This is a genomic window from Paraburkholderia denitrificans, from assembly GCF_042655705.1.
Classification (GTDB): Bacteria; Pseudomonadota; Gammaproteobacteria; order Burkholderiales; family Burkholderiaceae; genus Paraburkholderia; species Paraburkholderia denitrificans.
Map to the genome: position 1 here is coordinate 36,361 of NZ_JBHSMP010000029.1, position 14,267 is coordinate 50,627.

General features: G+C 63.5%; 13 protein-coding genes. 2 read left to right on the plus strand and 11 right to left on the minus strand.

Going from position 1 to position 14,267, the window contains the following annotated elements; genetic code table 11:
- Positions 1-4: 4 nt before the first annotated feature.
- From ACFPTO_RS20225 to ACFPTO_RS20240, 4 genes are all read right to left on the minus strand, one after another.
- Positions 5-1,516 carry a sugar ABC transporter ATP-binding protein gene (locus tag ACFPTO_RS20225; RefSeq protein WP_377714120.1) on the minus strand — a complete coding sequence of 504 codons (1,512 nt, stop codon included), beginning with the start codon at positions 1,514-1,516 and terminating at the stop codon, positions 5-7.
- A 355-nt stretch (positions 1,517-1,871) separates the two neighbouring features.
- Positions 1,872-2,900, minus strand: coding sequence for a lysylphosphatidylglycerol synthase domain-containing protein (locus tag ACFPTO_RS20230; protein ID WP_377714122.1), 1,029 nt, complete (start codon positions 2,898-2,900; stop codon positions 1,872-1,874).
- Positions 2,901-2,961: 61 nt separating this feature from the next.
- Positions 2,962-4,239 (minus strand): bacteriohopanetetrol glucosamine biosynthesis glycosyltransferase HpnI, encoded by a 1,278-nt coding sequence (hpnI, locus tag ACFPTO_RS20235; RefSeq protein WP_377714124.1) that lies wholly within the window; start codon positions 4,237-4,239, stop codon positions 2,962-2,964.
- A gap of 149 nt (positions 4,240-4,388) precedes the next feature.
- Positions 4,389-4,778, minus strand: a complete 390-nt coding sequence (locus tag ACFPTO_RS20240) for a hypothetical protein (protein WP_377714126.1) — start codon at positions 4,776-4,778, stop codon at positions 4,389-4,391.
- A 302-nt stretch (positions 4,779-5,080) separates the two neighbouring features.
- On the opposite strand from ACFPTO_RS20240, the gene ACFPTO_RS20245 reads away from it, so the two are divergent.
- A complete protein-coding gene (locus ACFPTO_RS20245; protein WP_377714128.1) occupies positions 5,081-6,562 on the plus strand; it encodes an MDR family MFS transporter in 1,482 nt (493 codons plus the stop codon).
- A 142-nt stretch (positions 6,563-6,704) separates the two neighbouring features.
- On the opposite strand, the gene ACFPTO_RS20250 is transcribed toward ACFPTO_RS20245, so the two are convergent.
- Positions 6,705-8,948, minus strand: a complete 2,244-nt coding sequence (locus tag ACFPTO_RS20250; RefSeq protein WP_377714130.1) for an NADP-dependent isocitrate dehydrogenase — start codon at positions 8,946-8,948, stop codon at positions 6,705-6,707.
- Positions 8,949-9,584: 636 nt separating this feature from the next.
- Here ACFPTO_RS20250 and ACFPTO_RS20255 point away from each other — a divergent pair.
- Positions 9,585-9,836 carry a hypothetical protein gene (locus ACFPTO_RS20255; RefSeq protein ID WP_377714132.1) on the plus strand — a complete coding sequence of 84 codons (252 nt, stop codon included), beginning with the start codon at positions 9,585-9,587 and terminating at the stop codon, positions 9,834-9,836.
- 14 nt (positions 9,837-9,850) lie between these two features.
- Here ACFPTO_RS20255 and ACFPTO_RS20260 read toward each other — a convergent pair whose 3' ends face one another.
- The 6 genes from ACFPTO_RS20260 to ACFPTO_RS20285 all read right to left on the minus strand — a co-directional run bounded on the left by ACFPTO_RS20260 (position 9,851) and on the right by ACFPTO_RS20285 (position 14,116).
- On the minus strand, positions 9,851-10,423 hold the full coding sequence (locus tag ACFPTO_RS20260; protein ID WP_377714134.1) for a cytochrome b: 573 nt from the start codon (positions 10,421-10,423) through the stop codon (positions 9,851-9,853).
- Positions 10,424-10,729: 306 nt separating this feature from the next.
- Entirely contained in the window at positions 10,730-11,257 is a 528-nt protein-coding gene (locus ACFPTO_RS20265) for a cytochrome b (protein WP_377714136.1), read from the minus strand.
- A gap of 146 nt (positions 11,258-11,403) precedes the next feature.
- Entirely contained in the window at positions 11,404-11,697 is a 294-nt protein-coding gene (locus ACFPTO_RS20270; protein WP_377714138.1) for a BrnA antitoxin family protein, read from the minus strand.
- Positions 11,663-11,965: a BrnT family toxin gene (locus tag ACFPTO_RS20275; RefSeq protein WP_377714140.1), complete on the minus strand. Its 303-nt coding sequence runs from the start codon at positions 11,963-11,965 to the stop codon at positions 11,663-11,665. Before ACFPTO_RS20275 ends, ACFPTO_RS20270 begins: the two co-directional genes overlap by 35 nt.
- A gap of 31 nt (positions 11,966-11,996) precedes the next feature.
- On the minus strand, positions 11,997-13,460 hold the full coding sequence (locus ACFPTO_RS20280) for an ATP-binding protein (protein ID WP_377714142.1): 1,464 nt from the start codon (positions 13,458-13,460) through the stop codon (positions 11,997-11,999).
- Positions 13,457-14,116, minus strand: coding sequence for a response regulator (locus tag ACFPTO_RS20285; protein ID WP_377714144.1), 660 nt, complete (start codon positions 14,114-14,116; stop codon positions 13,457-13,459). The genes ACFPTO_RS20280 and ACFPTO_RS20285 overlap by 4 nt, the downstream gene beginning before the upstream one ends.
- Positions 14,117-14,267: the final 151 nt, after the last annotated feature.

The following is a 14,267-nucleotide window of genomic DNA, read 5'->3' on the forward strand; positions in this document are numbered from 1 at the left end:
AAGATCACGCTGCTTTTAAGGTATCGCGCTGTGTGGCCAGCTGCATGATGCGCTCCTGCGTCGCGTCCTTCGCGTCGAGTTCGCCGGTAATGCGCCCCTCGCACATCACGACGATGCGGTCGCTCATGCGCAGGATTTCCGGTAATTCGGACGAGATCATCACGATGGCTTTGCCCTGAGCGGCGAGCGCGCGCAGCAGCTTGTAGATTTCGCTCTTGGCGCCGACATCGATGCCGCGCGTCGGCTCGTCGAAAAAGAGAACGTCGCAATCGCGTTCGAGCCACTTCGCAATGACGATTTTTTGCTGATTGCCGCCCGAGAGCAGGCGCACCTGTTGGGTCGCCGCGGGCGTGCGGATCGCGAGCAGTTTGATGAAGTGCGCAGCGGTCTTGCGGATCTGCGCGCGGCGCAGGAAAAAATTGAACGACAGGAATTTGCCGAGGTTGGACATCACGATGTTCGATTCGACGTCCATGCCGGTCGCGAGGCCGAAATGCTTGCGGTCTTCGGAGAGATAGCCGATCCCGCGCGCCACCGCATCGCTCGGACGCTTGATCGTCACCTTCACGCCGCCCACGAGGGTTTCGCCGGAATCGACCGGATCGGCGCCGAACACCGCGCGCGCGACCTCGGTGCGGCCTGCGCCCATGAGACCGGCGAAGCCGAGAATCTCGCCTTTGTGCAGGGCGAAGCTCACGTCTTTCACGAGCGGACCGGCATTCAGATGCTTCACTTCGAGCGCGATATCGCCCTTGCTGTCACCACCGTGGACAGAGGGGGCATCGGACAGCTTTCGTCCGACCATCATGCTGATGATCGTGTCGATGCTCGTGGCCTGCGCGTCCACCGTCGCCACGTATTCGCCGTCGCGCAGCACGGTGACGCGGTCGGAGATCTGCTTGAGCTCATCCATCTTGTGCGAGATGTAGATGACGCCGACGCCGCGGCTCTTCAGTTGCCGGATGATGCGGAAAAGCTCGGCGATCTCGGCGTCGTTGAGCGCCGAGGTCGGTTCGTCCATGATCAGCACGCGCGAATCGAAGGACAGCGCCTTGGCGATTTCGACCATCTGCTGTTTCGCGACCGTGAGCGTGCCGACAATTGCGCGCGGATCGATCTTGACGTGCATGCGCGCGAGGATGTCGCGCGCCTGTTCGTTGAGTTTTTCTTCATCGAGGAACACGCCCAGACGGCCGCGCGGCTCGCGGCCGATGAACATGTTTTGCGCGACGCTCAGGTGATTCATCAGTTGGAGTTCCTGATGAATGATGCCGATGCCAGCGGATTGTGCTTCGCGCGGACTGAGGAAGGCGACGGGCTGGCCGTCGTAGAGGATTTCGCCTGAATCGCGGGTGTAGACGCCCGCGAGGATTTTCATGAGCGTCGATTTGCCCGCGCCGTTTTCACCCATCAGCGCATGGACTTCGCCCGCCACCAGGTCGAACTGGACTTCGTGAAGCGCTCTAACGCCCGGAAAGCGCTTGCTGAGCCTGCTAACGGAAATGAGCGGGATCATGGCGCGGTTTTCACGACAAATTCCCGGCAGCAGGTGGCCTGGTCGGGAGGAGTGGGTCGAAAAAACGTCGGATATCGGTTCTTCGGGCATGGCCGACATCTAAGGCTGCAATCGCAGCCTGATGCCGGGCACTGCCAGGGTCTCCACAACCGATGTATGACGATTCTACGACTGAAGCCAGCCCAGGCTCAACCTAAGGTAATCGCCGATACGTCGCCCGTATGCCGCCCGTTATGTCGCCCGCTGTGTCACCTGTATGCAGCGCGCGATCCCACTATTTGTGCGTTTTTCGAGTTTGGGTCGCGCGGGGCGCCGTCGCGCGGCGCTGGCGGGGCCGACGTGGCGCGGGGGGGGATTATGGCGCGCGTTCGCTGCTTGCGCCGCTCATGTCCACGCGCGTGCGTGCATGGGCCTTTGCACGTCGCGGAGCGGATTCGGCGAACTGCCAGGCGAGAAGGCCGGGCACGTAAAACAGCAGATCGCGGACGCGTCGCGTACCGGCGAGCGCGAGACAGGTCGGCGCATCGAAACCCATCAGCCCGCCGATCAGCACGAAGCCGCCCTCCTGAACGCCCAGGCCGCCCGGCACCAGAAACGCGACGCTGCTCACGATCTGGATCAGCGCTTCGATCACGAAGGCCTGCGCGAAGGTCGGATTCGCGCCGAGGACGTACAGCGCAATCCAGATTTCGAGTGCGTAACCGAGGCACTGCAGCGTCTGCCAGATCAGCACATAACGCACGATGACGCCGGTCTGCCGCCAGATGAGCTTGACCGACTGGTCGATCCGCGTGGATTTGCCGACGAGTTCATAAACCTTGCCGCTCGTGACGCGATTGAGCGTGCGCGCGGCGCGCTCGAATGGCTTCGCATGCTGAACGAGCGCGAACAGCAGCAGGACGGGCGCGAGCGCTGCAATGCCCCACGCGATCTGTCCGGCCACGCGCGCCGTATCCGACGTTGCCTGTTCGAGCAGAAAGCCGACTGCCACGAGCGCGAACACGAACTGGCTGATGAGCGAGAGCTGCATGTCGACGACGAGGCTCGCCGCCGCCGTTGCGGGCCGTACGCCGAGGCGGCCGAGCAGCCGGAAGGAAACCAGTTCGCCGCCGATGCGCGCAACGGGCAGGAGCGAGTTGATCGATTCGCGGATCCACACGAGCCGCAGCATCGTCAGGAAGGTGGGGCGCTGCGTGGGGCGGATCAGCGTGCGCCAGTCCCAGGCGTTGGCGAGCATCGGCAGAAGGTGCGCCGCCGCGGCGAGCAGGAGGCCCGCGCCCGCGCCTTGCAGAAGGCGGAAGATCGTTTCGGGGTGGTCGCGCCAGACGAGCCAGGCGGCGATTGCGAGGCCAAGCAGGGCCGCCGCGCGTCCAAGGTGTTTCATGAGTGCAGTTCCGCCACGCGTGTGGTGTTCATTCGTCGGTCAGTCTTCGCCCGGTCGTCGCTCAGTCGTCGTGCAGCGGCGAGAGCAGACCGTTGCCGTCCACGCTGAAACTGAAGCCGCGCCAGACCACGCGCGAAGACCAGAAGCTGGCGGCGAAAATCATGAACTGCACGATATCCCACATCGGCAGCAGCCACAATCCGCGGCAGCGTTCGCCGATTGCGCGGTCCGTCTGCCATTTGAGCGCGGCGCGCGCGAGCAGCGCGGCCAGGGCGAGCGCAGCGGCGGCGGGTGCGCCGCCCGAGGCCAGTACGGCGACCAGCGCGAGCGCGAACGGATGCATCAGCGTCGAACTCAGATGGCCGGAGCGATCGGCGGCCCGGATCGTGCGGCTCCAGCGCAGCTCGTGCGTGAAGAGCTTCGCAAAGGTGGTTTCCACGCACGCATGCTGCACCGTGAACGGCGGAATGGCCACGCTCGCGCCTGTGCGCCGCACGGCTTCGCCAAGGGCGTGATCTTCGGCGAGATGATGCGCGAACTGCACGAGCCCGCCAATGCGCTCGAGCGTCGCGCGCGTCATCGCAATCGTCTGGCCGAAGCAGGGCCGGGCGAGCCCGATGGCGAGTCCGGTCACGACGCCCGGCAGGAACTGGTAATTCGTCAACGCCGCCGCGGCGCGCGGCCAGAAGCCCGGCGCGCACAGACCGCGATAGACGCAGGTGACAAGCCCCACGCCCGGCTGCTCCAGCGCGCCGACGACATGGCGCAGATAGCTGCGCTCGACGGTGACGTCGCTGTCCGCGAAACACAGCACGTCGTGTTCGGCGCGTTCGAGCATGTTGACGAGATTGGCGATCTTTCGATTCGGGCCGTAGAGGCGCGAATCCGCCACGACGGTAATGTGTGCCTGCGGGTAGCGCGCGCGCAGCGCCTCGACGGCTTGCAGCGCGGCATCGCCTGCGTCGTGAACGCCGAACAGGTACTGCACGGGACCCGTGTAGTCCTGCTCGAAAAAGGTGGTGAGGTTGCTGATGAGATTCCACTCGTCGCCGTGCAGCGGCTTCACGACGGTGACGCTGGGGCACTGGACCGGCTCATGGCAGGGCTGCGCGAAGAAGCGGCGCACCATCACGCTCGCGACGCAGCAGTAGGCGATACCGAGCACCGCCGCCGCCGCGAAGACGAACGCGAGCAGCTTGAGTAGCGGCTGCGCCAATTGCAGGAGTGAGAGCGGTGACACAGCCCAAAGCGCGAGTGCGGCGACGGGTGCGATCAACAAGGCCACGCGCGCAGCGCCTGCCTGTCCCTTGCGTTTTCTCGCGCGCGTGACGTTCATCATGCGTCGCGCCGGCAGAGTGTACGGCGTTGAGCAAAACTGGCCCGGACAGCGAAACCGGCGCTGCCGTGGAACGAAACCTGCAGATGCAACCATTTCATGTGAGGAATGCCCCCGTGACGCGTGTCGCGAACCGGCCGGGAGTATAGGGGTCAGCATTGACGCTGGTATGACGCTTGGGCGTCTAACGTGACCGGATTCGCATAGGCGCACCAGTATAGCGCCGGATCGCATATCTGCCGATTGAATCGGGCACGAACGAACAAACAGGCGCGCCGCGGACCGTGCTCGAAGAGCACCGCGGTGCGTTGCTGCGAACCCGCGAGGCGGGCGTGCCGGCTGGCGATTGCGTTGCGAGATGCTTGATTCTTGCGAGACGCCTGCGGATGACCTTCAGGATGATTGCCGTGCAACTTCGCAAGGATGAGGTCGTGCGCAAACCGTGGACCGATCATAACGATCGAATATGAAGAAAACCTTAAGCTGATGCGCGCTCTGGTACGAATGCGATTAGTGAAGCAAGCGTCAATATCGGGCGCCATATTCGTATTCCTCATTAAATGAGTGCGCTCACGCAATTCCGATTCCGGCGAGTGCCACATCGGAAAACGGATTGAGGTTGCCTGATATGGGTTGCCCGTCCACGCCGGTCGGCGCGCCACCTTCGAAGCGAAAACGAATACCGCGATGCGCGCGTAGCTCCTGCAGTGTCGGCCATCGGCGCGCGGGCCGCAAACAGGCCATAATCGCGCTTCCGGCCGTGCGGCCACCCGTCGCAATAGCGTGGTGAGGCAGCGTGCTTGCGCATGCGCGGCGGTCGGCTCGCTTTCTCACGAATTCACCCATGTCACCGCATCCGAAAACCTCTCGTCCGCTCGTTGTCGCGTCCGTCATGGCCGCTAGCGCCATGGTGGCGATCGAAGCCACCATCGTTTCCACGGCGATGCCGCAGATCGTCACGCAACTCGGCGGCCTGCGCCTTTATAGCTGGGTGTTCTCGTCGTTCCTGCTCGCGCAGACCGCCATGACGGTGGTGTTCGGCAAGCTCGCCGATCTTTACGGGCGCAAACCCGTCGTGCTCGCGGGCATCGCGATCTTCCTGCTCGGCTCGGTGCTCGCCGGTTACGCCGGGTCGATGGCCGCGATGATCGTTTTTCGTCTGATTCAGGGCATAGGCGCGGGCGCGATCCAGCCGATTACGGTCACCATCGTCGGCGATCTCTTTCCGGTTCACGAGCGCGGCAAGGTACAGGGCTGGATCGCGAGCGTGTGGGCGATCTCGGCCGTGCTCGGCCCGATTGCGGGCGGATTCATCATTCACGCGTTCTCGTGGTCGTGGATCTTCTGGATGAACGTGCCGATCGGCATTGTGTCCGCAGCGGGATTCATCGCATTTCTGCACGAGTACGAGCGTCATACGCGGCCGTCCATCGATCTTGCGGGCGCTGCGCTCTTCACCGTTGCAATCGGCGCACTGATGACGGCGCTCACCGACGCGGGCGCCGCCGCGAATTTGCGCGCGATGCTCGAATTCGCGCTCTTTCTGGTGTGCGGGGCGCTTTTCGTGTGGCAGGAGCGGTGCGCCGCGGAGCCCATGATCTCGTTTGCGCTGTGGACACACCGGCCCATCGCCGCGGCCAATGCCGCGACGCTCTTCTGCGGGATGGTGCTGATGGGGCTCACGACCTTCCTGCCGATGTACGTCCAGGGCGTGCTCGAACGCTCGCCCGTGGTGGCGGGGCTGGCGCTGACCATGATGATGGTCGGCTGGCCGGCGGGCGCGACGCTCGCCGCGCGCACGTTCCACCGTGTCGGGCTGCGCCGCGTGCTGATCGGCGGGAGCTTCTTCATGCCGCTCGGCGCCATCGCGTTCTTGTTGCTCAATCCGCACAGCTCGCCGGTGGTGGCGGGGGTCGGCTCGCTCGTGATGGGGCTGGGCATGGGCACGTCGAGCGTGTGCTCGCTCGTGCTGATCCAGGAGATCGTCAGTCCTTCGGCGCGCGGCAGCGCCACGGCGTCGAACCTTTTCTCGCGCAATCTGGGCAGCACGCTGGGCGCGACGTTGTTCGGCGCAGTGCTCAATTTCGGGCTGCGCCATACGCCGTATCTTCCGGCCGGCAGTGCCGATGCGCTGCGCCACGTGCTCGACGCGCCGGGCGGGCACGTGGCGGGCGATCTGTCGATCCGGCTCGCGCTGCATCAGTCGCTGCACCTGACGTTTCTCGCGCTGATGGCGATTGCGCTGGCCGTGGTCGTGTCCTTGCTGTTCGTGCCGCCGTTCAAGCTGAGCGCGCGGCATCAGGTGTCCGCGAGCGAAGCGATCTAGCTGCACGCATCGCACGGCACAACTCACGCGCATAAGAGAACAGCGCGTAAAAGAACACGCCCTTGCAGTTAAAACCGCAAGGGCGTTTTGCACGTTTCGATGAAGCGAGGGCCGCTTGCGCGGTCCCCGCTACGAACGATGCTTACTTCGCAGCCGCTTCGAGCGCAGCGTTGAACGTCTTGCTCGGACGCATCACAGCGGTGAGCTTCGCGACGTCCGGCTGGTAGTAGCCGCCGATATCGACCGGCTTGCCCTGCACGGCCGCAAATTCCGCGACGATGGCCGCTTCGTTGTCGGCCAGCGCCTTCGCGAGCGGTGCGAAGTGAGCGGCCAGTTCCGGCTCGTCCTTCTGCGCGGCCAGCTCTTGCGCCCAGTACATCGCCAGGTAGAACTGGCTGCCGCGGTTGTCCAGCTCGCCGGTCTTCGGCGACGGACCCTTGCTGTTGTCGAGCAGCTTGCCGGTGGCGGCGTCGAGCGTCTTCGCGAGCAGCTTCGCCTTCGCGTTGTTCGTCTTGATGCCGAGGTCTTCCAGCGACACGGCCAGCGCGAGGAATTCGCCGAGCGAATCCCAGCGCAGGTGGTCTTCCTGAACCAGCTGCTGGACATGCTTCGGCGCCGAACCGCCCGCGCCCGTCTCGTACATGCCGCCGCCCGCCATCAGCGGAACGATCGACAGCATCTTCGCGCTCGTGCCGAGTTCCATGATCGGGAACAGGTCGGTCAGGTAGTCGCGCAGGATATTGCCGGTGGCCGAGATCGTGTCGAGACCGCGGATCACGCGCTCGAGCGTGTAACGCATTGCGCGGACCTGCGACATGATGTGGATGTCAAGGCCGGTCAGGTCGTAATCCTTCAGGTACGTCTCGACCTTTTTGATCAACTCGTTTTCGTGCGGACGATACGGGTCGAGCCAGAACACGACCGGCATGCCCGAGTTCTTCGCGCGCGCGACGGCGAGCTTGACCCAGTCGCGGATCGGCGCGTCCTTCACGAGGCACGTGCGCCAGATGTCGCCTTGCTCGACTTCCTGCGTGAGCGCTTCGATGACTTCGCCCGTGGCGTTGTCGACGACGCGCGCCGTGCCGTCTTGCGTGATTTCGAAGGTCTTGTCGTGCGAGCCGTACTCTTCGGCCTTCTGCGCCATCAGGCCGACGTTCGGCACCGTGCCCATCGTCTTCGGATCGAAGGCGCCGTTGGTCTTGCAGAAGTTGATGATTTCCTGGTAGATGCGCGCGAACGTGCTTTCGGGAATCAGGCACTTCGTGTCGGCCGGACGGCCGTCGGCGCCCCACATCTTGCCGCCGGCGCGGATCATCGCGGGCATCGAGGCGTCGACGATCACGTCGTTCGGCGCGTGCAGGTTCGAGATGCCCTTGGCCGAGTCGACCATCGCGAGCGACGGACGGTGCTCGTGGCACGCGTGCAGGTCGCGGATCACTTCTTCGCGCTTCGATTCCGGCAGCGTTTCGATCTTCGTGTACAGATCGACCATGCCGTTATTGACGTTCACGCCGAGTTCTTCGAAGAGCTTGGCGTGCTTCGCGAACGCGTCCTTGTAGAACACCTTGACCGCGTGGCCGAACACGATGGGGTGCGAAACCTTCATCATGGTGGCCTTCACGTGCAGCGAGAGCATGATGCCGGTCTTGCGCGCGTCTTCCATCTGCTCTTCGTAGAACGCCACCAGGGCCTTCTTGCTCATGAACATGCTGTCGATGATCTCGCCGTCGAGCAGCGAGAGCTTCGGCTTCAGCACGATCGTCTCGCCGCTCTTCGTGACGAGTTCCATGCGGACTTCACGCGCCTTGTCGATCGTGATCGACTTTTCGCCGTGATAGAAGTCGCCGTGCTTCATGTGCGCGACGTGGGTGCGCGAAGCCATGCTCCACTCGCCCATGCTGTGCGGGTGTTTCCGCGCGTAGTTCTTGACGGCGGCCGGCGCGCGGCGGTCCGAGTTGCCTTCGCGCAGCACCGGGTTCACCGCGCTGCCGAGGCACTTCGAGTAGCGCTTCTGGATCGCCTTCTCTTCGTCGTTCTTCGGATCTTCCGGATAGTCGGGGATCTTGTAGCCCTTGCCCTGCAGCTCCTTGATCGCGGCGATGAGCTGCGGCACCGATGCGCTGATGTTCGGCAGCTTGATGATGTTCGTGTCCGGCAGCTGCGTCAGACGGCCGAGCTCGGCCAGATTGTCCGGCACGCGCTGTTCTTGCGTCAGGAATTCGGGGAACTCTCCGAGAATACGGGTCGCCACCGAAATATCGCTGGTCTCGACGTTCACGCCGGCCGGCGCAGCGAAGGTGCGGATGATGGGCAGAAACGCGCTGGTGGCGAGCAGCGGCGCTTCATCAGTCAGGGTGTAAACGATTGTGGGTTGCTGAGTACTCATCGGCTTCTTGGCGGGGTCCAAAAACGGGGTGGGAACACCACCGGCTGCGCACAGTCGGCGAAAACAAGAGGATTTTGCCTGATTTCGGGGCCCGGCGGGGCCGAGCCGCCGGAAAATTTCACATGGTGGGATGTAATATCGCAGTTTTTTAACAATTTCGACCCGAAATAGGGGGGCGAAGGCGCGCGTGTTGCCTGTCGGATCTGGGAGCAGGCGACTGTAGGTGAGCGCGTGCACGCTGCCGCGATTTCACGACCGGGGATCGATCGGTTCAATATAGAACGAGCGTGCGTTTATGGGTCGGATGGGCGCGAGATTGTCAAGCCGGCTTAACCTTTCCTTCAGGCGTCGGCAGTAGAGCAGGAAAGACACCGGAGCCCGGGCACGGGCACTCGAAAGGACAGCGCGACCGCTTTTTGCTGCGACAAGCTGTGCGGCTCTGCGGCTGTGCGCACGCATACCCACACTACAACCTGAACGTGCGCGCGTTCATCGCGAACGGGCGGGCCTGCATGGCAAACAAGCACCGGTCACAGGTAATCGCCGCTACGGCGTGAGCCGTTGCGGCGATCGTTGGTCCACAAGCCATGCGCAACGAAAGGGTGGGTGAACATGTCCACCAGGTCACCGGCATTCTTGAGTCGCATCAGCGCACGGCTGATCGCCCCGGCAGCGTTGAGCGTCGTCAGCATCGCGGTGCACGCTGGTTTCGATCATGTCTGGGCGTACGACCGGAGCGGCGTCTGGAACCCGAACGTCCAGCTCGCCATCGAGTATTCGGCCGTCGCCGTCACGGCGGTGGGTTACGTGTCCACTACGATCAATACACCCTTGTTCGTCCAGATCCTTCCGCACGGCCTGACCGTTGGCTTTTCGAAGCGGTTCTGAGCGGCGTGCGGGATTTATCGGCTGGAACGTGTGCGCCCGGTGGGAAACCAGCGCGGCAGCATGGTGGTCAGGACGTCGTCCTTAAGGACGATATGGTGGAAAAGCGCCGCGAGCGCGTGCAGTCCGGCCAGCCACATGATCAGGTCGCCGAGCCACTCGTGGACCGATGCGAAGGTTGCGCCCGCACCATGTGATGCTGCGAACAGAGGAGAGATTTCGATTCCGGCGACGAGCGTCAGAGGATGCCCCTGGAGCCACGCGCCGGTAATGGCGGTCAGCGGAAGTGCAAGGAGAAGCAGATAGAGCACCCACTGGACGACGGTTGCGAGCACACTCATCCAGCGTGGACCGTCCGGAGCCGCAGGGCGCGTATCGAAAGCCCGCCACAGCAAACGGATGACGGCAAGCGCGAATACGCAGAGCCCTAACGTCTCGTGAAGCCGCCGGTCGAACTCGTGCGCCGACGAGTAGACGCGCTGTTCGGGGCCGCCGGGCCCGTAAATGAAGGCCACGAGGACAAGGATTGCCGTACACCAGTGGAAGAATTGCGCAATCGCACCGTAGCGAGTGCCGGAGCCGTTCACCATGATGCTGCCTCCTTTCCGGTCAGCCGCGCGTCAAAAGGGCATCTGCGTGAGTGCAGACCTCGCGGCGCGCGATCGGGTCCCCATCTTAGACCTCGATTTCTCCATGCGCCATGTCCTGGTTGGACCTCGAGCGCTTTTGATCGGGCTGGAGGTGGTCCCTCGGCGCCGGCCCTGGTGCGGTGGACGTGAAATCGGCAACCGGCTGTTTATCGTGTTGGTTGTGTTTATCGTGTGTATGGGTTTGCTATCGTCGCTGGCGGATCGGCCCGCTCGACGGTGCACAACGAGCGGGCCACCACGAATGGGTCACCACGGTGTCATCCGCTGCAGGACACGGTCGCGAAGGACGAACCGATGCAGCAGGGCCGCGCCGACATGCAGGCAGATCAACGTGAACAGTGCCCACGCCAGCGTGCCATGCACGTCGCCCATTGCATGACCGAACGACGAACCGGCGGACGAGAGCGCGGGAAGCGGGACAGCGCCAAGCAGGCTCACGCTCCAGGCGCGCGACGAAGCATTGATCCAGCCAAGCAGCGGGATGACGACCAGCAGCGCGTAAAGAGCGAAATGCGTGAGCCTGGACACTGCGCGCAAGGCGTGCGAGGACGCTTCTTCAGGCGGGCGATGCGTCGCGCGCCAGACAACGCGGCACGCCATCGCGGCCAGCAGTGCGGTGCCGACAATCAGATGCCAGGCGATCAGTCCGACCGGTTGTGTGTCGCGATGCACGTCCGGCATCGTCCAGCCGACGACGAACTGCGCGCTGACCAGCGCAACGACTAGCCAATGCAAAAAACGTGAGACGGCGTCGTATCGTAAGGTGGCTTGCATGGCGGTCCCGGTAGAAGGAGGTGCTTAATTGCTGGCTTCGATTGAATGTTTCGATTGAAGGCTCCGATCCTACACAGGGACACTTAACGAAAGATTAAGAACCTTGTGACCGGGAATGCTTGCGGCTGATGGGCACACTCCCCGCCTTATGCCGGTGAATGCGTCCTGAGCCAGTCCTTCAAGGCTGCGTTCATGCGCGTTTGCCAGCCCTTGCCGGTTGCCCGGAAGGCCTCGATGACGTCATCGTCAAACCGGATGGTCGTGGCAGTCTTGTGGCTACCGACAGGGCGTCCGACTGCGGCGCGTAGTGCGGCTTTCCCCTCTTTGGGGGGAACCGCCTTGTCGCCAATCTTCCACTCGCCGTGCTCGAAGATCTCGTCGGTCAGTTCCGGGGCGTCGTCCGGGTCAACCCAGGTTGAATTGCGCTTGCTCACGTTCATTTGCTTTCCTCATGCTGATGATGCGACGGCGCTCGCCACGCTGCGTCCAGGCCAGAACTTCCATCCGGCCATCGAGCGCGCCCACTGTAATAAACCGCGGCTCACCGTAGTCCTGCCGGGTGTCCTGCAATGTCACAGTCGGACCAGCAAAGACCTCGGCGGCGCGCGCGAAATCCAGTCCGCGTTCGGCGAGTGTTCTGTCGCGCTTGCCGGTATCGAACTCGATTTGCGTGCGGATAATTGTGCTAACAAAAATATCGGGTAGCAATGAATTTTTGTTAGTACATTTCCCCCCTTGATTAAGGAGGCAGCTTCTCGCCGTGTACGTATTCGCCGTCGTGAATCGAGGCACTTTGCGTATCGTCAAGGTCGTGCTCCGCTGCGGGGAATTCGACGATCACCGCGAGGCCTCGCCCTTCGAGGCCCGTATCGAATTGCACGGCACCGTTGAAGTACTGCGCGATGCGTTCGACGATCGACAGTCCGAGTCCGCTGCCAGGCGATTGCACAGCGTCGCCGCGATAGAAGCGTCCGGTCAGCCGTGCGCGCTCGGCATCGCTCACCCCGGGTCCGTCGTCACGAACAGCAAGACATTGCATCGCGCCGCGCCCGAACAGCGATATCTCGATGTGCCCTTCGGGCGTGCCGTATTTGACGGCGTTATCGAGCAGGTTGTCGAGCAGGATGGCGATGAGCACCGGGTCGGCGTGAATGGCTCGCGCGCCCTCGCGCCTGACCGCAATCGCGATCGACTTCTCGCGCGCGCTCGCGGCGTGACGGGCGACGGCCTCGTCCACCAGTTCGCCCGTCATCACGGCGCTGGCCGGAATGCGCTCGTACTCGTCGAGCCGCGCGAGCAGGAGCAACTGCTCGGCGAGGCGGGCGCTGCGGTCGACGCCCTGAACGACGCGTTGCATCGCGAGCCGCTGAATCGAAGGATCGTTCGCGGCCAGTGCGACCTGCGCCTGGATCTTGATGGCCGCAAGCGGAGTCTTCAATTCGTGTGCGGCGTCGGACGTGAATGCGCGCTCGCGCACGATCGATTGGCTTAGTTGCGAGAGCAAGCGATTGATGGCGTCGACGAGGGTTCGCACCTCGGCCGGCACGGCGGCGATGCCGATGGGTTCGAGCGAATCGGCGTCGCGCGCGCGGATCGTGGTGGACAGCGTCTTGAGCGGTGTGAGGCTGCGACCGATGGCATACCAGAGCAGCGCTGCAAGCACAGGCAGGGCGGCGAGTACCGGCCAGACGATTTGCCGGGCCGTGCCCGCCGCGAAGTCGCTGCCCGTGTTGGAGGCCACCATCACCCGCACCGTCCGGCCGGTGGCATCGTCGTGCAGCGCGTAGAGGCGCCACGCGGTGCCGTCGATGTCTGCCGTCCAGGGCTGCGGCTGCACGCCGGTCCACGCGTCCTGCGTGGCGTTGTCCTGCGGGATATTAGATGCGATCTTGCTGCTGGTTGCGTCGAGTACCTCGAAGAGCACGCGTCGTGGCAGCACGTCGCTATCGGATTCGGCAATACCCTGGTCGTCCGGTTTCGCGAGCTCGATCTGCACATTGAGGGGAATATCCGCGAACCGGTGCAGATCCGCGCGATCGAACCGGATGATGAGCGAGGCGTATTCGACAAGCCGCGCATCCTCCCATTGCTGAACCTCGTTCGAGGCGTGCCGGAAGCTGCCGAACACCGCCACGATCCAGACGATGCAGACGCAGGACAGCACCGTCAACGAAAGGCGATGGCGTATCGAGCGCGACATCATGGTTTTTCGATAACGTAACCAATGCCGCGAACGGTGCGGATCAACTCCGTGCCGAGCTTCTTTCGCAGGTTCGAAACGTGCACTTCGATCGCATTGCTCTCGATGCCTTCCTGCCAGCCGTAAAGCTGCTCTTCAAGACGCGTGCGCGATTGCGGCATGCCCTGATGCGTGAGGAGCTGAACCAGGATGGACCATTCTTTGGACGTGAGCGAGATGCGGCTCTCGTTGCGCGTGACGGTATGTGTGGTCAGATCGACTTTAATGTCGCGCCAGACGAGCGCCTCGCCGCCGCGCCCTTGCGAACGCCGCACGAGCGCGCGGCAGCGCGCGAGCATTTCGGAAAGCTCGAAGGGCTTGGCGAGGTAGTCGTCCGCGCCGGCGTCGAGGCCCCGGACGCGGTCTGCGACCGTGCCGCGCGCGGTCAGAACCAGCACAGGGAGGGTGTCGCCCGCTTCACGCAGCGAGCGAAGGAGGTCGTTCCCCGACCGGCCCGGCAAGCCGAGGTCCAGCACGAGCAGCGCGTAGCGCGTCGTGGCGAGCGCGATGGCGGCGTCGCGCCCGTCGCGTAACCACTCGACGTCGTATCCGGCCTGGCGCAAGCTGATTTCCACGCCGCTGCCAATCAGGTCGTCGTCTTCAACGAGGAGAATTTTCATGGACAAGTGACACCGCGTTGCTTCGGGGTGGACCGGAAACATTCATGCCGGTAATAGCGGTTTTGCGCTGTTTGTGATTGTATGCGAGTGGTCCGCGTGCAGGTGCGTGCTTTTAAGCCGCGCGTTTTTGAGCTGTGATTCGTTCGCTTCG

Excerpts from the sequence above, each read along its gene's own strand:
- ACFPTO_RS20225 (WP_377714120.1), bottom strand. The coding sequence starts at position 1,516 with ATGATCCCGCTCATTTCCGTTAGCAGGCTCAGCAAGCGCTTTCCGGGC.
- ACFPTO_RS20230 (WP_377714122.1), bottom strand. The coding sequence starts at position 2,900 with ATGAAACACCTTGGACGCGCGGCGGCCCTGCTTGGCCTCGCAATCGCC.
- hpnI (WP_377714124.1), bottom strand. The coding sequence starts at position 4,239 with ATGATGAACGTCACGCGCGCGAGAAAACGCAAGGGACAGGCAGGCGCT.
- ACFPTO_RS20240 (WP_377714126.1), bottom strand. The coding sequence starts at position 4,778 with ATGGCGCCCGATATTGACGCTTGCTTCACTAATCGCATTCGTACCAGA.
- ACFPTO_RS20245 (WP_377714128.1), top strand. The coding sequence starts at position 5,081 with ATGTCACCGCATCCGAAAACCTCTCGTCCGCTCGTTGTCGCGTCCGTC.
- ACFPTO_RS20250 (WP_377714130.1), bottom strand. The coding sequence starts at position 8,948 with ATGAGTACTCAGCAACCCACAATCGTTTACACCCTGACTGATGAAGCG.
- ACFPTO_RS20260 (WP_377714134.1), bottom strand. The coding sequence starts at position 10,423 with ATGGTGAACGGCTCCGGCACTCGCTACGGTGCGATTGCGCAATTCTTC.
- ACFPTO_RS20265 (WP_377714136.1), bottom strand. The coding sequence starts at position 11,257 with ATGCAAGCCACCTTACGATACGACGCCGTCTCACGTTTTTTGCATTGG.
- ACFPTO_RS20270 (WP_377714138.1), bottom strand. The coding sequence starts at position 11,697 with ATGAACGTGAGCAAGCGCAATTCAACCTGGGTTGACCCGGACGACGCC.
- ACFPTO_RS20280 (WP_377714142.1), bottom strand. The coding sequence starts at position 13,460 with ATGATGTCGCGCTCGATACGCCATCGCCTTTCGTTGACGGTGCTGTCC.
- ACFPTO_RS20285 (WP_377714144.1), bottom strand. The coding sequence starts at position 14,116 with ATGAAAATTCTCCTCGTTGAAGACGACGACCTGATTGGCAGCGGCGTG.